Below are 21,721 nucleotides of genomic sequence, written 5' to 3'. Positions count from 1 at the left end.
GAATTAATTACATTTCATAATAGGATGTATTTTCTTTTTTAGGTGGAACATTTTGCTCCCCAATCATTTGCCTGATATTGATCTCTATGGTTTGTGCCAAAGAGGTTACCGGAGTATCTACAGGTCTGTTTTCGAATGGGTCCTGCATCATGATAGAGGTCTTTTCGATGGTGATAAACACGATCGGAATCAGGAAAGTAATGAGAATCTCTATAGCCAACTGGGAATCATCCAATCCAAACGGAAGTATGATAGCAAATACATAGATCAGCGTATGAACCAGAATACTGTAAGACCTTGGAAAAACTGTATTCTTCAGTCTTTCACATTTTCCCATGCTGTCACAAAGTCTGGTAACCATGTCATTGAGTTGCATCTGTTGAAAATCTGTCAATTTTGAAGTTCCAGTTTCTTTAAGCTGTCTGGAATGAGCATCCAAAAGAGCATTCGGAACGTTGGCAGCCTGAATCTGATTTTCTTTCAAATAGTTCTGAACTTTATCTGAAAAAGGCAATTTTCTCAACGATTCTCCTAAAGCATAGGTCCAGATAATCTGTCTCTCTGCAAATTCCTTAACCGTTTTATGATCTTCAGCAGGTAAAAACTGAATAACCAGCCTTACGAAACTTCGGGAATCATTCACAATGGCTCCCCAAACGGTTCTTGCTTCCCACCATCTTTCATAAGACTGAGAGGTTCTGAATGCCAGCAGCAATGATACTGCTGTTCCCAGAAGCGCAGGAATATTAAGGGGTAATGAAATTTTTTGGAACCATGGTAACATATCCAAAAGTCCTATAGCTACGGCAAATATCCCGATGAACAGAATCTGAGACTTTATTTCACGGATAAAATACCAGACTGATATTTTTTTGTTTAATAACATAATGAGTCATGTATTAAATATTGTAAGATACTCTTTACTTTCCCTCAGCCGGTTTTCATACTTCAATATAATAAGCCCGTAAACAGCTCTAATTTACGTATAAAAATCAACATTTCGCTGATTCTGATCTCCTTCATTAATGTTCGTGTTCTCCTGAATTCACTAATTTGGCATTCACAAAAAAGGCAGATTTTACAACGATTTTAGCATTATCCGGAATATTCCCGACAGGAGTAATGGCTGTATATCCCATGTCTGAAGTTCCTTTCACCACTTCTACTTTTTCAAAATTTAAAGTTTTAGGATGAGGTTTTCCTTTTTCATCGTGTTCTTCTTCTACTTTTTTATCAGTTTGAATAAATACGTAGAACTTTCCGTCTGCTTCTACAATAGCTTCGGTAGGAACAGCAGGAGTAACACTTTTATCAAGGCTTACGATCCCGGTGATATTCATCCCGTCAATCAGTCCTGCTTTATTTCCGATCACCTCGCAGTGCATGGAAATGGTTTTGCTCTCATTTTCAAAGGAAGAACCAATACTGTAAATCTTCGCATCATATTCGGTTTCCGGATTATTGGTTAACTTGAAATGAACAACCTGCCCTACTCTCATCTTTGGAAGATCTTTTTCAAATACCTGCAGATCCAGATGAATAGAACCATTATCAATTACTGTAGCCACAGGAGACGAAATATCTACATAGCTTCCTATCTGAGCGGTAATACTGCTGATGGTTCCACTAATCGGAGCTGTAATAACCAAACCGGATCTCATATTCCCGTTGTTTACATTTCCGGGATTGATTCCCATCATCTGAAGTTGTTTTAAAAGAGATGCTCTCTTGGTTCTTAATGTTTTCAGCTCTGCATCGGCACTTTGAAGATTCTTCTTGGCTCCGGCATCGTTATCAAAAAGCTCTCGTTGTCTTCTGAATTCCTGTTCTGCATAGGTAATTCTGCTGTTGGTAGTTAAATAATCTTCCTGCAGCTGGATGTATTCCGGATTGGCAATGGTGGCAATCACCTGACCCTTTTTCACAATACTTCCTACCTGGATGTTTATCGTTTTGATGATTCCGCCATACAAAGAAGTAATGGTTGCTTTATTGCTGTTCGGTACACTTAAAAGGCCATTGGCTTTGATGGTAGAAGTCAGCTCTTTCATTTCTACTGTTCCTAAAACAACACCAACCGATTTCATTTGCTCTTCCGTTAAAGAGGCGATGGTTTGTGGTTCTTCTTCATGTGCCTGTTCTGTCTTTTCAGGAGCTTTTTCTTCTGCCGCAGCTTTCTTTCCGCAGCTTATAGCAAACAGAGAGATGAATACAAGGGCTATGATATTATATTTGAATTTCATATTTGAATTTTTATGGATGCTAAGGTCTTTTACAATCGACTTCATATTATTTATTAATGATTGAATTAATGGTTACTACAGCTTGATTCACTTGTTGGATAGATTCCAGATATTTTAACTGAATATTGGTAGCTGTCTGCAGGGCAAAAAGATATTCCACATAGGAAATTTCTCCCGTTTTATAACCTAACTGGGCTGCTTTTACAATTTTTTCAGCATTGGGTAACGCCTGATTGGTATAATAATCATACTGCTGTATATCCTGCTGGTATTGATTAAAAGCATTTTCCAACTGAGCGGTAAGTTGCTTTTTCTGCATCCTTGCATTGGTTTCGGCTACCTGCTTATCATATTCCAGCGCCTGCATTCTTGCTTTAGTAGCTCCAAAAGTCAATGGAATAGATACACCAACAGTTGCCGACTGAAAACGTTTTCCTGAATCATAAAAATTCTCTTGCCCGTTGATGGTATGAAAACCTATTAATGACTGATTGGTATATCCTAAGCTAAAATCCGGTAACCCTGTAGCTTTTTCAACTTTTTTATTCTTCTCCGCAATTTCCATTTCGTTATAAAATGCTTTTACAGTAGGGTTATTGGCTACCACGGCACTATCCAATACATTTTCTGCTTTTAAAGGTTCATAGTTTGTATTGAATGGAACTTCCAGATTCTCGGAGGTATTTAAAAGTGTTTTTAAATTTTTATAGGCATTATTCAAATACACTTCATTCTGTCTTAAAAGCAGTTCTATTTCTCCTTTTTGGGTTTCCGCAGTATTAATCTCAATCTTCTTGATATCCCCAGCTTTAAATCTTACGGTTGCAATTCTGATAAATTCTTCATAAAAACCAGCCAGATTGGTCAGCTTTTCTTTATTGTACTGAAGATATTCAATCTGATAATAATAGGTACGAACATCTTTCACCAGTTCATTGGCTGTGATCTCTTTATCAATCTGCTTACTTTTAATCGTCTCATTGATGAGTTCCTTTCTCGCTTTAAATAAGGTTGGAAAGGGAATACTTTGTGAGATGGCAAATGACTGGTCAAATTTCGGGCTGTTGTATTGCCCCAGCTGAGCATCAAAACTTAATTTGGGAAGCTCCTTGGCGGTAGGCCTCAAAGCTTCTGCTGATTTAATGCTTAAATTCTTCGACTGCAAGGTTAAATTATTATCCATCGCCATTTGTACAGCCTCCTCAACGGATATTGGTCTGGATTGAGCCTTAAAAGTTTGTCCCAACATCATTAATCCAAAAATAAGAACTAGGGTCAATGACTGCATATTTTTATTCTTTCTTTTCAAAATCTTTGTGTTAAAAATGATATACAACATTGGCAGCACAAATAATGTAAGGAATGTTGCGGTTACCAAACCTCCTATTACTACAGTGGCCAAAGGCTTTTGTACCTCTGCCCCAGCTCCTGTAGAAATGGCCATTGGTAAAAATCCTAAGGAAGCTACTGTTGCGGTCATCAGAACGGGTCTTAATCTGGTTTTGGTTCCTTCAAAAACTCGTTTTAAAATGTCTTTTTCTCCTTCTTTTTCCAACTGGTTAAAAGTTCCGATCAATACGATTCCGTTAAGTACCGCGACTCCAAATAATGCAATAAATCCTATTCCTGCACTGATACTGAATGGCATATCTCTTACCACCAGAGCAAAAACACCCCCGATAGCACTCATTGGAATGGCTGTAAAGATCAAAGCGGCCTGCTTGAATGATTTAAATGTGAAATACAGCAGCATGAAAATAAGCAATAATGATACTGGAACTGCTATCATCAGACGTTTACTGGCTTCCTGAAGATTTTCAAACTGTCCGCCATAGGTAAAATAGTATCCGGATGGCAATTTTACTTTATTCAATTTGGCTTGAATATCTTTTACCACACTTTCCACATCCCGTCCTTTAACGTTAAATCCTATTACAATTCTACGTTTTCCCTGTTCACGGCTAATCTGAGCCGGCCCCAGTTTATAACTTACATTCGCAACTTGCGACAATGGGATCTGAGCTCCGGTGGCTGAGGTGATCATCAGGTTATTTACATCTGAAATATCTGTTCTGTGAAGGCTATCCAGGCGGACCACCAGATCAAAACGTCTTTCATTTTCAAAAACCTGCCCAGCAGCTTTTCCTGCAAAGGCAGTACTTACCGCATTGTTGACATCTTCTATATTGAGTCCGTAATTGGCAATTCTTGTTCTGTCATACTGAACATTGATCTGAGGAAGCCCGCTTACTCTTTCAATCTGAGGAGCAGTAGCCCCATCAACGGTTTGAATAATCTTCCCCACTTTATCGGCATATACCGCCAATGAATCCAGGTTTTCACCAAAGATCTTCACGGCAACATCCTGTCTGATCCCTGTCATCAATTCATTGAAACGCATCTGAATAGGCTGGTTTTTCTCAAAGAATACTCCTGGAATGGTTTCCAGCTTTTCACTGATCTCATCAGCCAGTTCGTTGTAGGATTTTTTTGTTTTCCATTCGCTTTGTGGCTTTAATACCACAATCATATCAGTAGCTTCAGGTGGCATTGGGTCTGTAGGAACTTCGGCTGATCCGGTTTTCCCGACTACCATTTTCACTTCATCAAACTGTTTGATAATTCTGGAAGCCTGCATAGAAGTTTCGATACTCTGGCTGAGCGAACTTCCCTGCGGTAATATACAGTGGAAAGCGAAATCTCCTTCCTGCAATTGAGGAATAAACTCACCACCCATATTTTTAAAGACGAAAGCTGCAATCACAAAAACGGCTACTGTTGCTGAAACAATAATATATTTTACTTTAATGGCTTTCTGTAATAATGGCTGATAAATCTTTTGCAGAAAATTCATCATTTTATCTGAAAAAGTTTCTTTGTGTGATACTTTTTTAGACAAGAATAGAGCACTCATCATCGGAATGTAAGTCAATGAAAGGATCAATGCTCCAAGAATGGCGAATCCAACTGTTTTAGCCATTGGTGTAAACATTTTTCCTTCTACACCTGCTAAGGTAAGAATCGGGATATATACAATCAGGATGATAATTTCCCCAAAAGCAGCACTGCTTCTGATCTTTGATGCGGAAAGGAATACTTCTTCATCCATTTCAGACTGCGTTAACGTCCGCATTGATTTCCTTACACCTAAATGATGCAAGGTGGCTTCTACAATGATAACAGCTCCATCCACAATTAACCCGAAGTCTATGGCTCCTAAGCTCATCAGATTGGCACTTACTCCAAACACATTCATCATTCCCAGCGCAAATAATAAGGAAAGCGGAATAGCTGAAGCTACAATAAGACCGGCTCTAAGATTTCCAAGGAAAACCACAAGAACGAAAATAACGATTAAAGCTCCTTCAATCAGATTCTTTTCAACAGTACTGATGGCTCTTCCCACTAAGTCTGTTCTGTCCAGAAATGGCTCTATCACCACATCATCCGGAAGTGATTTCTGAATGGTAGGAATTTTTGCTTTGATATTATTCACCACTTCATTACTGTTCGCTCCTTTAAGCATCATTACTACTCCACCTACGGCATCTACTTTTCCGTCATAGGTTAATGCTCCATAACGCACCGCACTTCCTAAACGAACGTCAGCAACATCTTTAATGAAGATGGGAACACTTCCCGTTTCATTTTTAACGGCAATATTTTTAATATCTTCCAGTGAAGTTACCAACCCGATTCCACGGATGAAATAAGCGTTGGGCTTTTTATCAATATAGGCTCCTCCTGTATTTTGGTTGTTTTTTTCAAGAGCTGTAAAGATTTCGGTAATGCTGGTTCCCATGGCTTTTAGCCTGTTAGGATCAATGGCTACTTCGTATTGTTTTAACTCGCCTCCAAAACTGTTGATCTCAGCTACTCCCGGAGTTCCGTTGAGCTGCCTGCGAACAATCCAGTCCTGCATGGTTCTTAGCTCCTTAGCATCATATTTTTTCTCACTGCCTTTTTTAGGGTGAAGAATATATTGGTACACTTCTCCAAGTCCTGTACTTACAGGAGCTAATTCAGGAATCCCTACTCCTTTGGGGATTTCCTCCATTGCATTTTTTAACTGCTCATTAATAAGCTGTCTGGCAAAGTAAATATCAACATTTTCTTTGAAGACTACTGTAATTACAGAGAGTCCGAATCTTGAAATACTTCTTGTTTCCTGAATATCCGGAACATTGGCAATACTTTGCTCAATAGGAAAGGTTACCAGTTGTTCTACTTCCTGCCCTGCTAGTGTAGGACAAGCGGTAATGATTTGAACCTGATTGTTGGTAATATCCGGTACGGCATCTATAGGTAATTTGGAGGCACTCCAGGTTCCCCAGATGACCAATATGAGTGTCATAATACCAATAACAGCCTTGTTCTTGATACTGAATTTTATGATTTTATCTAACACGATTTTTATTTAATTTTATTGAAAATATAAGCGTACAGCATAGAATACTGCAGCAAAAATATCCTGAAAACCTCTGCAATGGTATTGCAAAGTTTCAAGTAGGCTTAGAAAGCATAACTTTCTAACAATCAATACAATTAAATTTTAGGGGGCTGCCAGATAGGATCGTATACCTGATAGGCAAAGTCGTTTTTATGAAATAAGATCTTCTTTGAAAAATAAGCAGGAATCTGCTCAGGGAGTTCCAGTAACGGATCCATTTTAAAGGCTGAAACCGTCATCTGACAACAACTACAAGCACACAACGGTGAACAGATATCTCCTTTTTCAGTAGAATGAGTCTCAGAAATACTTAAAGAAATTCTTTTATTTCCTGAATTTAATGGATGAGACACGTCTTCACATGGCATCAATGATAACGCCATGAAATAAATTGCCAGTATCCATCTTAACAAGTTCATTGCTACAAAGGTAAAGTTTTTTTCTAAAATGGGTGAATCTTCAAAGTTTTAAACATGACAAAAATCATTTTTTTTTCATCCTTACAGGTTTTTCAAAAATTACATTTATCACTCAACTGTTATATATTTTTAAGAAAATGCCATATTTATTAATTATATCAATCAAAATAATTAATAATTCAAAAAAAACATATAAAACCCAGAATAATAGAACATTAAATATGATTTTAAATAAATAGCTATTACCTTTGCAAAAAATAAATAACCATTATAAAAGTGATAAAACAATTCACAACTTCTCGGAAATATTTCCATTTTTCAAGTTCAAAAATAACTTTATTTACTAATATATGAAACGAACATTATTGGTTGCCGGAATGGTAGCTTCAAGTCTTATCTATGCACAAAATGCAGCAGGTTTAACTGTTCATGACACCAGAAACATCAATGATTTGCCTTCTGCCTACAGTCAGGAATTTAAAGCTGAATTTAAATCCAGAGATATAGTAGGTGTTCCAGGAACAGGAACCTATTCCGGGATGTTAACAATTGCCCCTTGGCATGACAATACCGGAGATAAACGCTATCAACTTAATTTTAATGACGGAGGTATCTATTATCGAAACGCCTTACCAACAGATTCTCAGTGGGGAAGCTGGAGTAAATTGATAACACAATCCAATGATGGAAAAGTGAAAATTGGCAATAATGATCCCAGTACAAACACTGCAGCTATGTTAAGAGTTTATGATAAGAATGATGTTCTAATGGAAGTAGCCAACTCATTCGGAGTCTTCCAGATTGCTAAAGCAGGATGTGATGGTTGCTATGGAGGGATGACCGGTGATACTGTTTTAAGAAATATGGGAAAGACCCATAATATTATCATAGCTCAGCCTAATAATGGTAATGATGGAAGCTCCTACGTTGGATTTCAGGATGCTTACCGTGGAACATGGATTAAATTCCTCAATAACGGGATTGCTAAGTTTGATGGAAAGATTCATGCTAAAGAAGTTGAAGTAAAAGCTAATGTTTGGGCGGATTATGTCTTTAAAAAAGATTATCAATTAAAATCTTTAGATGAGGTAGAAAAACACATTGCAGAGAATGGACATCTTCCTAATATTCCATCTGCTGATGAAGTTCTTAAAAATGGGATTAATGTAGCAGAAATGAATGTGAAACTTTTGGAAAAAATAGAGGAATTAACACTTTATTCTATTGAACAAAACAAGCAGCTGAAATCTCAATCTGACAAAATTGAAAAATTGGAACAGCAGGTTCAAAGCCTTTTATCAACCAAAAAATAACTATTTATGAAAAGAAAATTATTTTCTGCGTTTTCTCTATTGATTGGTTTTCTAGGGTATTCCCAAACCGAAGTCTATTTTAAATATGATGAAGCCGGAAACCAACGATACAGAGGAACAAATGCTGCCGCTAAAAAAGCACCTGAAGAGCCCGCAAAAAAAGAAATTGAGGCCGCAAAAACTGCTATTGCAAAACAAGAGCCTCAAATGGATGAAAAAACATTTCTGAAAAACATCAGATTATATCCGATTCCTGTCAACGATTTTCTTACTATAGACTGGACTGAAGAAGTAGATAGTCTTATCGAATCTGTTTCATTGTATCAGCATAGTACTACTCACTGGAAGTTTCAACAACAGAATATTCCGGGCCTAAACCGTCAGGTAAAAATCAATATGACTGGATATGACTGGGGAGTATACATCCTTAGGTTTACTTTAAAAGACGGAAGGGTCTTTGGCAGAAATGTAACCAAAAGATAAAAGAATCAATTATTATTTAAAAAACAACTAATACAACAATGAAATTATTTTCATCATTGATATTATCCTTGTGTTCGGTGTTGGTTCTTTCACAGACCATACTATATCAGCCAGAAACTGCATCCCGTACTGTTCAGGATCCGCAGTCTGTAGTTATGGCACAGGGATTTCACGCTACATCAAATGTTTCAAATCCATTTATAGCAAAAATAGGTCCTGCCACAGGAAGTTCAGGCGGTGGTCCAGTAGATTCAGGAGCAGGAGGTAATAATCCCTCTGGAGCCACAACATCAAAAGGACAACCTTTTCATGATACCAAGGGTAATATAGACGTTTCAGGATCTGGACAACTACAATTTACACTCCCTATTGCTCTGCCACCGGGAGTAAAAAACATTGCTCCACAAACCAATCTTGTATACACTAGTGGCACAGGAAATGGCAGTGCCGGATATGGATGGAACATATCAGGAATCTCCTCTATTTCAAGGGTAGGAAAAAACGTTGAAAGCGATGCAGAAACAAAAGGAATTAAACTAGATTATTCAGACCGTTATAGCTTTAATGGACAAAGATTAATCTTAAAAAATGGAGAATATGGAAAAGATGGATCTGAATATGTAACAGAAAAATATTCTAATGTAAAGATTAGATCTATAGGATCTATTAATCCAGCACAGGGATGGCAAGGTCCAGAATATTGGGAAGTCACTTTTGAAGATGGTTCACAAGCCTGGTTTGGTCGTAATTCGAGTGCAAGAACCCCAACGGAATATAATATAAGCGAATGGAAAGACGCGCAAGGAAATTATATTTCTTACGAGTATATATTAGAAAACAATATTGCGGCCATAGATAATATAAAATGGGGTGGAAATAAAACATTAAATACCCCTCATTTTAATAACATTCAGTTTAACTATTCTACACCAAGGACCTTAAATGAGCAATCTTATATAAATGGTATAAGATATACTCAAACTATGCTCTTATCGGAAATTAAAGTAACTTCAAACGGTAATCCGTTTAAGAGATACAGTATAGAGTATACAAATAATGGAACAAGTTACCAATTTGCCAATAAGATTACAGAATACAATGCAGATGGAGTACCTTCAGATCCTGTCATTCTAAAATACCCCGGCATGGTAAATTCTTATGCTGCGGCATATGATACTGAGCCAGATCCTTTTAATAATGTAAAATTTGTAGGAGACTTTAATGGTGACTCTTATCTGGACTTCTTAATGAACAATGGTACCGTAAAGCTAGGTGCCCTTAATGAAACTTTCACTTCCATTGCTACAGGTAAGACTTTTGCAAATAATGCAAAAGTAGTTAATACATTATTAGACGAAGATGGACAGATATATCATGGTAACGGAGTAGTTGAATATAGTGACAATAAAGTTTCAGGTTATATTTTAAAAAATAATGCATTTATAAAAGTATTTGAAAAACCAATTACGCCAACAGCATGTACAAACTGTGCCGTTATTCTCAATGAAGGTGATATTGATGGTGACGGAATTTCTGATATCTTCCTTACTTTGCAAAATGCAGGTTCAGGATTTGGCTTTGTAGACAGACTTATCATAGATCTGAAAAATCCCAATAATCCACTTTTAAAACATTCAATAGACTGGGGACTTGATGAAAATCTATATACAGATCAAAAACACATTGATGTAGATGGTGACGGAAAAATAGATATTATTAATGTATCAAATACTACATATACAGTATTTGAATTTGTAAAAACATCTTCTGATCGATATACTAAAAAAATCAAATTTTCAGGATCCTTACTGGAAAATAAAGATCCTGAATTTCCAGTCTTATATGGAGATTTCAATGGAGACGGAAAACTTGACTTTGCTATTCCTATTACAGATTACGCTATTCAGAAACCTGACGATTGGAGGTTTTATATGGGAACAGAAAAAGGATTTACCCCTTACTTAAAGAAAGAATTTTTCACCTATAGGAAATTCCAGAAAGAAGTAAATGGGAATTATGCAAAATTTGCTAAACAATATTTCTTCTCTGTTACTGATATGAACAAAGATGGAAAGTCTGATGTGGTTCAGGTTTTCTCATACAATCAGATTAACATGATGAACGCAAATGGCTCCAGAGATTTTGGGTATGTTGTAAGCGCCAAGATTGCTAATGGTTCTGACATTGACGGAACTCCTAACTTCACTCCCAACTGGTCATTCCAGAGTCCTAAGTTTCAAGTCCCAGATCTTCTTGATCTGACCCTGTTTGCCCCTATGACTAATCCTGTCAAATCTGGTAATAATTATTACAATGTTTTTATATACTGGAAAGATATTCTACACAAAATCCAAGGGCCAACTCCAATTGCTCAACTGGCAAGAATAAGTTCAATTAAACAAGGAGGAATCACTACTAGGATAAAATACTTAGAAATGGTTCCGGATAACATCAATAATCCTGATTTTTATAAGAAGGATAAAAAAGTAGTATATCCATATTATTCTTTAAGCAGAGCCGATCAAATGTATGCCGTCTCACAGCTTGAGCAAGACGGCAGAAAACAAGATTTCAGATATAGAGGCGTTACAGGAAACATGCCAGGGAAAAGAATGGTTGGATATCATCAGACTGCAAATTCCTCATGGTATGCCAACGGATTTGAAAAAACAAAAATTTGGTCAGGAATAGAGATTGATCCCTTAAAAGATGGTGCTCCTGTAAAATTATGGTCAATCAGAACTAATGACGAATCTAAAATTTTCCCTGCGGATCTTTCTGAAAACAATACTCAACTATTAACCTTCAAATCTACATCCTATCAATCTACACAACTTGTCAATGGACAAGCAGTATCTGTAGTATCTGATGATGAAAAACCGAAAGTTGTAAAAGTAGTACTCCCTTTAAGAAGCAGAGAAAAAGACTTTTTAACAGGTACCATTACTTCAAATGGTACTAGCTATGGAGATTATTATCTTCCAACCAGTACTACATCTATTGTAAATGATGACTTAGCAACTACTCGATCTTCATTTGAGTATATCCACAATCCAACAGGAACAGGAGCTGATTATTATATTGGCCGTCCAAAGTCTAAAACTGATATTATTTATGCTTATGGTGATAATAAATCTGTTAAACAGGAGTACACGTATGAAAATAATTTATTAAAAAATCAAAAAAATTGGAACAGAGATAATACAGGATACCTTCAGGAAACTTACAGCTATGATGGATTTGGAAATATTATTCAAAAGGATGTAGCAAATAGCATAGATAATCAAACCCAAACCAGCAGAACAGAATATGATCCAAAAGGAAGATTTGTGATCAAAAAGATTGACAATCTAGGATTAGAAACTAATATCGTTTATAATGATTGGGGACAGATTGAAAAGCAGACAGATCCACTGGGAAATACCCTTATCAATAAGTATGACCGTTGGGGAATGCTTCTTACCTCAAAAACTAATTTAGAAGGTACAACCAGTTATCAGTATTATAGGGATGACGACTCCAATATTACCATAACTCAATATGACCCTGACAATGATATATCTAAAAAGTATATCAATAAAATTGGCCAAACATATAAAGTATCCAATAAAACATTTAGACAGGGACGGTTTATTGCTAGAGATACGTATTATGACCTTCTTGGAAGAATTGTAAAAGAGTCCGAACCTTATTATGAACAAAGCCTAGACCCTTCTAGCTGGAATACAATGGAATATGATGATTCTGTATTTCCTGCTAAAGTTAAAGCTAAGTCTTTTAATGGGAAAGAAACAGAAACTTTTGTTACCGGTTTGACCACTACTGTACATGAAGTCAACGGATATGGAAGGACAAACTCTCAAACAACAGACGCTCTAGGAAATGTAATTTCTACTACAGATAAAGGAGGAACAATTGTTTTTTCTTACAATGCTGCCGGAGAGCAAATTAAAGCTCAATATGCAGAAAATATAGTGGTCACAAAATATGATCCTTGGGGAAGAAGATCTGAATTTAATGATCCTTCCAATGGATTATATAAATATGAGTACGATGGCTTTGGTCAGCCCACTAAGATTATTAGCCCAAAGGGAACTAAAGAATATACTTATAACGCTTTAGGACAGTTAATCACACAAAAAGAATTTTCTACAACAGACGGTGGAGCTGCTACTGATAAGATTATTTCTTTCACCTATGATAATAAGGGTAGACTCATTTCAAAGGCTGGAACATCTAAAGGAAAGTCGTTTAGTTCAAATGCTTCTTATGATCCTCAAGGAAGGCTTTTATCATCATCTGAAAGCAGCAATGGTAAATATTTTATGCAGAAAGGAATTACCTATGATGATAAAGCGAGAGTAGTTTCTTACGAGAAGCACTTATATTCTTCTGGTGTACTTACCAAAGTACAGATAGAGAATGTATACCATCCATGGAATGGAGATCTATATCTGGTAAAAGATAAGGAAACAGGTAAAAATCTATGGGAGCTAAAAGAAACAGATGCTAAAGGAAGAGTATGGAGAGCTAAACTGGGTACTTCTGAGCTCAATAGTTTCTATGATGATAATGGCTTCTTAACAAGAGTCAATCATTCTTCCTCTGTAAAAAGTGGAATCCTTCAGCTTTCATATTCATTTGACGCTCTTAAGAATGAACTCACAAGCCGTACAACCGGAGGAGATTTCAACATTACAGAATCTTTTAGTTATGATGATAACAACCGACTGACCAATTGGGCCAATCCGATAACAGGGATTAAAGACCCTCTCGCTATACTTAATGTTTACGATACTAAAGGAAGAATTCTTGAAAATGACCAGATAGGAAAAATTAAATTTGAAAACTCTGCTAAAATCTATCAGCCAACAGGAATGACCCTTAATGCAGCAGGAATGGAGAATTACAATAATGATCTGATCCAAAGCATTATTTACAATGAAAATAATGATCCTGTATTTATTGATGGAGAAAAAGGAGATGTTGCATTCCAATATGGATTAACAGCCATGAGGCAGAGAGCTACCTATGGAGGGAACTTTATTGCTGACGGAGAAGGTAAGTTCACAAAATTCTACAGTGAAGACGGAAGCTTTGAAGTGGTAAAAGATAATACTACCGGAAAAGAAAAGCATATTTTATATGTTGAAGGTTCACCTTATGAAAGTAACATAGTCTATTTAAAGAATTATGATGAATCAATAGGCTCGTATAAATTTTTGCATAAGGATTATTTAGGTAGTATCTTAGCAATAAGCGATGAAGCTGGAAATAAACTCGAACAGAGACATTTTGATGCATGGGGGAACCTCACTCACCTGCAGATAGGAAGTGGAGCCATTATAACCGACAAGCAGCAATTAGCAAATACTGATTTGTTAATTAATAGAGGTTATACAGGCCATGAGCATTTTGCTGAAGTAGGACTCATTCACATGAACGGAAGATTATATGATCCGTTATTGCGAAGATTCTTAAGTGCAGATGAAAACATTCAGGCACCATTCAATACTCAAAACTATAATAAGTATGGGTATGTACTGAATAATCCTTTAATGTATGCCGATCCAAGTGGAGAATTTATTTGGATAGCTGTAGGTGCATTAGCTGGAGCTTATTTCACAGGCGTAAAAGCTAATGGCTCATGGAATCCTACCCAATGGAACTGGGGAGCTACTTGGGGCAAAATTGCAATGGGTGGTGCTATTGGTGCATTTACAGGTGGGGTAGGCGCTGCCGTAGGGGCTTCTGCCGCCACTGTTGCCGCTACTTCATGGGGAATATCAGGCGGACTCTTAGGTGGTGCAATAGCTGGTGCAACGGGAGGTGCTGTAGCTGGTGCTATTAACGGGTTTGCAACTGCAGTCATGTTTGGCGAAAACGTATTAAAAGGAACTGCAATGGGTGGTTTATATGGAGCTGCAATAGGTGGAGTTGCAGGAGGAATTTCAGGAGCAGTAAACCAGGTTTTAAAAAATATACAAGCTGCTAAAATAGGTGCCCCCCAAGGAACAATTTTAAAAAATGCACCTATTGCTGAAAATAGAAGTGCTTGGACCTTGAACAATACTGCCAAGGTGCCTCCTAAAACAACCACAGTTGGAAAAGTATTGAAAGTAGAAGTAGGTGAAGTAATAAGACAACCAGATCCTGCACCAGAAATAGCTAAAAAAATTAACATTAATGAGTGTCTAGATTGTCAAAATCCTAGGTTTATTTTTGATTCCAAAGGAAAGGGTTTAGATTTAAAATATTTTAACAGTTTAACTGAAAACTCTAACTCAAATATTATTGCAGGAGGAAAGGGTGGAGCTAATATAGTTAAAATGTCAGGCCCACCTAATTCATATACTAACTTAAACAATGGCCATGTTGTTGTTTATGGTCCACAAGGAAAACCTATTTTTGATATTAGTGCAGTGAGAGTAAAAGGTATATTTTATAATACCACCCCAGATGGGAGAGTAATTCCTAGTTTTGGTAACAGCACTAAATTTGATGGATCTACACCCCAATCATTAAAAGATTTTTTTGGATTATGATAGCACACAAAGGAACTATAGAAGGAAACGATTTAGAGTATGATTTAGCATACATAGGGCACACCTTAACAATCGAACAAATAGTATTTGTTATGAAAGCGATGAGCCCTGATTTTATTGAGATCAATAGCAATATCTACTTGCATTCAAATTTTAATGGCTACGGTGAAGAAGATGGAAATCGATTTGATAATACTCCACAAGGAAAGGAAAAGTATATAAATAATATTTCTATCTCAGATGTGTTTTATTTTTCTGAAGACACAAAATCTCACAAATCGGAAGCTCAAAAGGAATTAGGATTATATATGCTGGAATTTTGGAAGATGCGGCTTTATCATCTATTTCCAGATAAAAAATTTGATTTTATTTTATCAGAAAATGGATTATATGACGAAAATGGTATTTGTATTACCTTTTGTCAAAGTATATAAAAATTAATTACAAACAGAATATCTTTATTGATACAATGATAAATGGCTGCCTTATTTTTGAGGCAGCCATTTTATATGAAAAAAAATACTCCCGCTGCGCATAGTCTCAGACTTTGAGCCAATAAATAAAAGTAATTTTATAAACCTTATCCAAAGTCTGGAGACTTCGGAGAGCAGGATATAAGAAGTTTGAACCCAAAATATGTTAAACGTTGGTGGTAACCTTTTTAATGAAAATATGAAAAAAATAAAATTAGAATATAACTTCTGTGTATTTTTATTTGCTTATTTAAATCAAGCAGACTTATCATTACACAGAGCAGGATGGACAAGTATCAGAGAATTGAAAAATTTTTATTCAAATCAGGTAAATCCTAAAGAAGTAGTGAATTTTTTAATATTAAATGCTGATATAAATGTTAATAAATTAGAATATTATTACGGAATAAAAGAGTATGGTTTTAAAAACATCATACTTTCCCGAATAAATTTTTTACTAGGATTTCCTGCTATCTTTCTTAAGGATGAAATTTATTACATATGCAAAAAATTATTAGATTTTGCAGAGATGCTTGAAAAAGATACTGAGGTTCATCGATTGGAAATGGAAAAATTACGAATTGAAATATCAAAATTCTCTTTAGGAATGCTTAGGTATAAAATATCTCGTAAAGATTATAATAAAGCATTAAAAATTGAACATTACTTGCAACACGATGGGCTACAGGACATTAAAATCAAAGAATTCATAAAAAAGCTTCCTGATTCCCCCGCTGGCAAAGTCTTCAGACTTTGAGCCAATAAATAATAGTAATTTTATAAACGCTTTCCAAAGTCGAGAGACGTCGGAGAGCAGGGTTCTTTGACGAAAGTGATGTTTGTATTACTTCTTGTCAAAATATATAAAGGGTTCAATACAAACAGAATATTTTTATTGATACAATGATAAATGGCTGCCTTATTTTGAGGCAGCCATTTTATATATAAAAACCACCGCAAAAACGGTGGCTAAAAAAATCAAATCTAATTATTGGACTGTAGATTATAAATTGGGATTATTTTCAATCTCTTTCAGAGGAATACTGAATAAATAGTAATTACTGTTTGGTACAAACGGGGGCTTGTTGGGAAGATCAAAAACAAGGAAGTTTACTGTTGCTTTCCAGTATGGATTAACTGTCATGAGACAACAAGTGACGGTGGAAATTCCGGAAGTGATCAGGAAGGCCAGTTCACCAAATTTTATTGTGAAGATGGTAGTTTTGAGATTGTCAAAGGCAACACCACAGGAAAAGAAAAGCATATTCTTTATATTGGAGGAACTCCTTATGAAAGTAATATTGTATTTTTGAAAAACTATGCGGAAAATACCGGATCTTATAAATTCCTGCATAAGGATTATATCGGAAGTATCCTGGCGATCAGTGATGAAGCTGGAAATAAATTAGAGCAAAGGCATTTTGATGCTTGGGGGAATTTTACACATTTACAAATAGGAAACGGAGCTATTATCACAGATAAAAATATAATTGATACTACTTCGTTATTATTAGAAAGAGGTTATACAAGCCACGAGCATTTTGCAGAGGTGGGAATCATTCATATGAATGGAAGGTTGTATGATCCGCTACTTAGAAGGTTCTTAAATGCTGATGAGAATATACAAGATGTATTTAACACGCAGAACTACAACAAGTATGGGTATGTAATGAACAATCCCCTGATGTTTAATGACCCAAGTGGCGAATTTATTTGGTTCTTAGGAGCAGCATGGGCAGCATCTCACATGTTTTTAGCAGGAGTAATCACAGCTGCAATTATTGGTACAGCTGTTGGCTTGGCAGCATATTCTCTAGGAGTCGCTATAAGTGGTGGTAAATGGCAGTTAGGAGGAGCGCTGAAATCTATGTTCTGGGGAGGTGTAAGCGGAGCGGTCACCTTTGGTATAGGAAGCGTATTTACTCCGGCAGCAGGAACGGTACTTACTTTAACAGATAAAGTGGCAAGTGCTATGGCACAAGGCCTGGTACATGGTTTTGCACAAGGTACTTTATCTTTAATGCAGGGAGCTAATTTTACTCATGGTTTTGCGAGTGGAGCTTCAGGAAGCTGGGGAGCTTCTTTATTTGGTGGTCTTGCAGGTAGTTTTGCAAACAGTACTACTGGGACAATATTATCTGGTGCTATGTTGGGTGGTGTTGCTTCTGAACTGACAGGTGGAAACTTCTGGGAAGGAGTAGTGATTGGAGGAATGGTTGCAGGACTGAATCATGGACTGCATCAAATGGATGGTGGCCCTAAACCTAAAAATAAAAAAGCAAATGTAAGTATCGTAAAAAAACCAAAAGATATATTGGCTATTATACAAATTTGATTGGTGATGATATTGCTCTTCAAACTTCAGAATCTACGTCAACAGGTAGTGCAAATACGGTACTTACCTATGAAAACAAATCAACAGCACCTAAAATTACATTTAAAATGCCATTATCCTTATTCGGAGGTATGGTTTCCATAGGGCTTACATACGAGAATGGCAGCTTTACAGGATTTGCTGGTGGATTAGATACTCCTTGGATTTCAACTAATGGAGGATTTTCAAAAAATTATTGGTTTCAAGAATTTTCGTATAAATCAGGGATACAGTCAAATTCGATAGGCTTAGAATATCATGTAAATCCGAAGCCGGCACCTCAATTAAAACCATTACCATTACCTTTACCATTTCCTGCTCCAGTTAGAAGTTGGGGATTTGGATTCGGATTATAAGTTAAAATATTAAAATAATGAAAAGAAAAAATATATTTTTAATAGTAGTAGTTATGCTAGCGGGTTTATTTATATTATTTAGACCAGATATTTTTATAAAAGAAATCTTTGCATCCAAGATGACTATGGAAATACCTAAAAGATATTCTAATAGTATACCTAAAACCTTTATTTCTAGTCATGTTTATACTTTAGATTATTCGGATAGTCCATCAGTAAGTTTTTATAGAAATGAAAAAGCTGACTTTATTACTGCCCAATATAAAGGTTCTTTCAATACTAAGATTATATATTCTAATAATGCTTTTGAAAGTTTAACCAATAAATTCTCTAGTGCATTTGAATTTCAAAATTCGCTTGTTAGATATTTTAATAAAAATATTACAAATGAAAAAGTAAGAGTTGTTAATTTAAACGGAAATTACACAATAAAAAATACTGTTGATAAAAATATGACTTGTATATTTTTTACAGGTGATTTTGAAGTCTTTATGAATAACAAAAGGGTCATTTATTATAAATCATCAGATAAAAGTTCCGTAATTATTAAGAAATATGAATCATTTATACAATTATATATTATAAATGACGATAATGATGAAATCATTAACAAGTTTTTGTTGTAAAATAGTATGATGACTTATTAGCATTATTCAAATTAAATTGATAAATCCAAACCACTGCAGGGTTGCAGTGGTTTTTTATTTATAAGTAAGAGAAATAAAGAATTATTGAAAAAAATTGTAAACTCTAATACCTCGGATAATTTTATTTTAAAGCAATATAAAGAAACTGAACTATAGCTAGATTCATATTTTTGAAAATACGATCAAGTACCTTTATTATTTTTAACTAAAAAAAGCCACCGCAAAAAAACGATAGCTTCCCTTTTTAAGAATTTAAAAAACTAATACTATAAATTCGGATTATTCCCCTCGCTGGAGCGAGCTTCTAGCTCGTGTCAAGAATAAAAATAAAACCCTCATCATTGCAAGGGTTTCGTTTTTACATTACAACTATTTTCTCTATTTTTAAAATATGAGCAGAAAATCAAGAGGTGTTAGAAATAAATGTTAATTTGTGATTGAGGGCACGATCGAGATGCTCGCGCCAGCATGGGGAAAATAGATTTGATAATACCCCACAAGGAAAAGAGAAATACATGAATAATATTTCTATATCTGATGTCTTCTATTTTTTTGAAGATATAAAACCTCACGAGCCGGAAACTCAAAAGGAATTAGGATTATATATTCTGGAATTTTGGAAGATGCGACTTTATCATTTATTTCCAGACAAAAAATTTGATTTTATTTTATCAGAAAATGGAATCCTTGATGAAAGTGATATTTGTATTACCTCTTGTCAAAGTATATAAAAATTCAATACAAACAGAATATTTTTTGTAACACAATGATAAATGGCTGCCTTATTTTGAGGCAGCCATTTTATATATAATAACCACCGCAAAAGCGGTGGTTAAAAAAATCAAATCTAATATGGACTGTAGATTATAAATTGGGGTTATTTTCAATTTCTTTCAGTGGAATACTGAATAAATAATAAGGACTGTTAGAAACAAACGGAGTCTTGTTTGGAAGATCAAATACTGTATAACCTTTCCCATCCACCGTTTTTACTGTTCCATTAGGGCTTGTTATCTGAACTTTGATTGGCTTTCCTTCTGCATCTACGAATGGTTTTCTTTCCACGGTCCCCTGCGTTCTGATAATATCGGAAAGCGAGAACCGCTATTGTCGTTGGCGCTATTGTAGAAGCTTCAGTTTATATATTAAATTCATTGATTACAGGGCAGAGCATTAACTTGTTGAGAATTTTCAAATCCACTATATTGAGAGCTGTATCGGGGGCTGTAACCATTGGAATAGGCAGCATATTCTCCAGTGCTGGAGGATGTATTACCGCTGCAGCACAGTTGATGAAAGAAACTGTTGGACAAATAGGATTTGTCATGATACAGATAGGAACTCACGCTATTCCACAAAAAATATTAAGTGCCGTACAAGGACAATCTTTTGTAACTGCTGCTATTTCAGATTTCTTAGGTAACTTAGGAGCATCAGCTTTTGGAGCAATCGCTCAAGGAGCTGCCAATAGTGCTGAAGGAACTGTACTTCTTGGAGCGATTTCTGGAGGTAATTTCTGGGAAGGTGTAGTGATTGGAGGATTAAACCACGCAATGCATCCCACAGAAATGCAAACTGAATCCATATAGCGAAGGAGATTGAGACTGTCCTACTTGCCCTAAAAATGCAAAAATGGGGATATATACGTAGAAAAACCTTTTCCAATTTTTGATAAAAATACTTGGCGTAATTTTGGAGAAAGCAAAAATTACATCTATTATGGAGGAAAGTGGAGCGAGATGAAATATATAAGAGGTGGCATGCCTATTGGACCAGCTAGTACAGGAAAAGGTTTAAAATTATTACACTCAAAAGATGCAATAAAATGTATAAAAATTTAATTATTGAACATCAATCAAAATTAACAAAGTATATAATAAATCCTCAAAAATATTATAATGTGGGGCTCTTAAAAAAAGCACCTAATGATTTAATAAAAAATAAAATCATTCAATCTCGTGTTCATCATTTAGGATATGAAATAAAAACGTTTCATAAGAATTTAAATAACTTACTCAATGGAAAATAAAAAAGTAGAATTAAAAAAAGCAGATTTTAAGAAACTTATTGAGGCTTTAGTCAGTGAGTTGGAAAAATTAAATGATTCAGACTCTTTTGCTTTTGACAATGACTTGTATTGGAATATTATCGATGAAGAATTATACGACCCATATAAGGATCCTACAGAATTGACAATGGGAAGCTTAGTTGAGGATTGGGAATTTTTGCAAAAAGTTTTAGATGGAAAGCGAGAGATGATAGACTATGATTTATATAAACTTGCATCTCTTTTAAGATTTTTGGGGAAAAGTATGATTATTACAAAAGCTCAGAATATAAGTAACTCATAATCTATAAAAAATAATTTTAAAACAGACACCGTTGCTTATAAGGAACGGTGTCTTATCAAAAAACCAC

At 35.5% G+C, this 21,721-nt stretch carries 17 protein-coding genes; 11 read left to right on the top strand and 6 right to left on the bottom strand.

What is annotated here, in order from left to right; translation table 11 throughout:
* Positions 1-7 precede the first annotated feature (7 nt).
* The 4 genes from J2772_RS17410 to J2772_RS17395 all read right to left on the bottom strand — a co-directional run bounded on the left by J2772_RS17410 (position 8) and on the right by J2772_RS17395 (position 7,112).
* Positions 8-886, bottom strand: a complete 879-nt coding sequence (locus tag J2772_RS17410; protein ID WP_209918983.1) for a bestrophin family protein — start codon at positions 884-886, stop codon at positions 8-10.
* Between the two features lie 136 nt (positions 887-1,022).
* Entirely contained in the window at positions 1,023-2,243 is a 1,221-nt protein-coding gene (locus J2772_RS17405; protein ID WP_209918981.1) for an efflux RND transporter periplasmic adaptor subunit, read from the bottom strand.
* A 46-nt stretch (positions 2,244-2,289) separates the two neighbouring features.
* On the bottom strand, positions 2,290-6,651 hold the full coding sequence (locus J2772_RS17400) for a CusA/CzcA family heavy metal efflux RND transporter (protein ID WP_209918979.1): 4,362 nt from the start codon (positions 6,649-6,651) through the stop codon (positions 2,290-2,292).
* A gap of 137 nt (positions 6,652-6,788) precedes the next feature.
* Positions 6,789-7,112, bottom strand: coding sequence for a DUF6660 family protein (locus J2772_RS17395; RefSeq protein WP_209918977.1), 324 nt, complete (start codon positions 7,110-7,112; stop codon positions 6,789-6,791).
* Positions 7,113-7,462: 350 nt separating this feature from the next.
* On the opposite strand from J2772_RS17395, the gene J2772_RS17390 reads away from it, so the two are divergent.
* From J2772_RS17390 to J2772_RS17370, 5 genes are all read left to right on the top strand, one after another.
* The gene (locus tag J2772_RS17390; RefSeq protein ID WP_209918975.1) at positions 7,463-8,425 is read left to right on the top strand and encodes a cell wall anchor protein; all 963 of its coding nucleotides are present in this window, start codon (positions 7,463-7,465) and stop codon (positions 8,423-8,425) included.
* A gap of 6 nt (positions 8,426-8,431) precedes the next feature.
* The gene (locus J2772_RS17385; protein ID WP_209918974.1) at positions 8,432-8,908 is read left to right on the top strand and encodes a hypothetical protein; all 477 of its coding nucleotides are present in this window, start codon (positions 8,432-8,434) and stop codon (positions 8,906-8,908) included.
* 38 nt (positions 8,909-8,946) lie between these two features.
* Entirely contained in the window at positions 8,947-15,453 is a 6,507-nt protein-coding gene (locus J2772_RS17380; protein ID WP_209918972.1) for an RHS repeat-associated core domain-containing protein, read from the top strand.
* On the top strand, positions 15,450-15,887 hold the full coding sequence (locus J2772_RS17375) for a hypothetical protein (RefSeq protein ID WP_209918971.1): 438 nt from the start codon (positions 15,450-15,452) through the stop codon (positions 15,885-15,887). The genes J2772_RS17380 and J2772_RS17375 overlap by 4 nt, the downstream gene beginning before the upstream one ends.
* A 202-nt stretch (positions 15,888-16,089) precedes the next feature.
* Positions 16,090-16,683: a hypothetical protein gene (locus tag J2772_RS17370; protein ID WP_209918969.1), complete on the top strand. Its 594-nt coding sequence runs from the start codon at positions 16,090-16,092 to the stop codon at positions 16,681-16,683.
* Positions 16,684-16,929: 246 nt separating this feature from the next.
* Here J2772_RS17370 and J2772_RS24205 read toward each other — a convergent pair whose 3' ends face one another.
* On the bottom strand, positions 16,930-17,190 hold the full coding sequence (locus J2772_RS24205) for a hypothetical protein (RefSeq protein ID WP_245365256.1): 261 nt from the start codon (positions 17,188-17,190) through the stop codon (positions 16,930-16,932).
* Positions 17,191-17,235: 45 nt separating this feature from the next.
* On the opposite strand from J2772_RS24205, the gene J2772_RS17365 reads away from it, so the two are divergent.
* Genes J2772_RS17365 through J2772_RS17355 form a run of 3 tightly spaced genes read left to right on the top strand, consistent with a single transcriptional unit; the run spans position 17,236 to position 19,282 of the window.
* Positions 17,236-18,261 (top strand): RHS repeat domain-containing protein, encoded by a 1,026-nt coding sequence (locus J2772_RS17365; RefSeq protein WP_245365255.1) that lies wholly within the window; start codon positions 17,236-17,238, stop codon positions 18,259-18,261.
* On the top strand, positions 18,258-18,656 hold the full coding sequence (locus tag J2772_RS17360) for a hypothetical protein (protein ID WP_209918966.1): 399 nt from the start codon (positions 18,258-18,260) through the stop codon (positions 18,654-18,656). The genes J2772_RS17365 and J2772_RS17360 overlap by 4 nt, the downstream gene beginning before the upstream one ends.
* A gap of 17 nt (positions 18,657-18,673) precedes the next feature.
* Complete coding sequence (locus J2772_RS17355) at positions 18,674-19,282, top strand: hypothetical protein (RefSeq protein ID WP_209918964.1); 609 nt, start codon at positions 18,674-18,676, stop codon at positions 19,280-19,282.
* A gap of 885 nt (positions 19,283-20,167) precedes the next feature.
* Here the strand turns inward: J2772_RS17355 and J2772_RS17350 are convergent.
* Positions 20,168-20,368: a hypothetical protein gene (locus J2772_RS17350; protein ID WP_209918963.1), complete on the bottom strand. Its 201-nt coding sequence runs from the start codon at positions 20,366-20,368 to the stop codon at positions 20,168-20,170.
* A 140-nt stretch (positions 20,369-20,508) separates the two neighbouring features.
* Here J2772_RS17350 and J2772_RS17345 point away from each other — a divergent pair, with 140 nt between their 5' ends.
* The 3 genes from J2772_RS17345 to J2772_RS17335 all read left to right on the top strand — a co-directional run bounded on the left by J2772_RS17345 (position 20,509) and on the right by J2772_RS17335 (position 21,654).
* A complete protein-coding gene (locus J2772_RS17345; RefSeq protein ID WP_209918961.1) occupies positions 20,509-20,892 on the top strand; it encodes a hypothetical protein in 384 nt (127 codons plus the stop codon).
* Positions 20,893-21,128: 236 nt separating this feature from the next.
* On the top strand, positions 21,129-21,332 hold the full coding sequence (locus tag J2772_RS17340) for a hypothetical protein (RefSeq protein ID WP_209918959.1): 204 nt from the start codon (positions 21,129-21,131) through the stop codon (positions 21,330-21,332).
* Positions 21,322-21,654: a hypothetical protein gene (locus tag J2772_RS17335; RefSeq protein ID WP_209918957.1), complete on the top strand. Its 333-nt coding sequence runs from the start codon at positions 21,322-21,324 to the stop codon at positions 21,652-21,654. Before J2772_RS17340 ends, J2772_RS17335 begins: the two co-directional genes overlap by 11 nt.
* Positions 21,655-21,721 lie beyond the last annotated feature (67 nt).

The sequence above is a fragment of the Chryseobacterium jejuense genome (genome assembly GCF_017877355.1).
GTDB classification, from domain to species: domain Bacteria; phylum Bacteroidota; class Bacteroidia; order Flavobacteriales; family Weeksellaceae; genus Chryseobacterium; species Chryseobacterium jejuense_A.
This window is presented reverse-complemented; position numbering and strand designations above follow the sequence as displayed.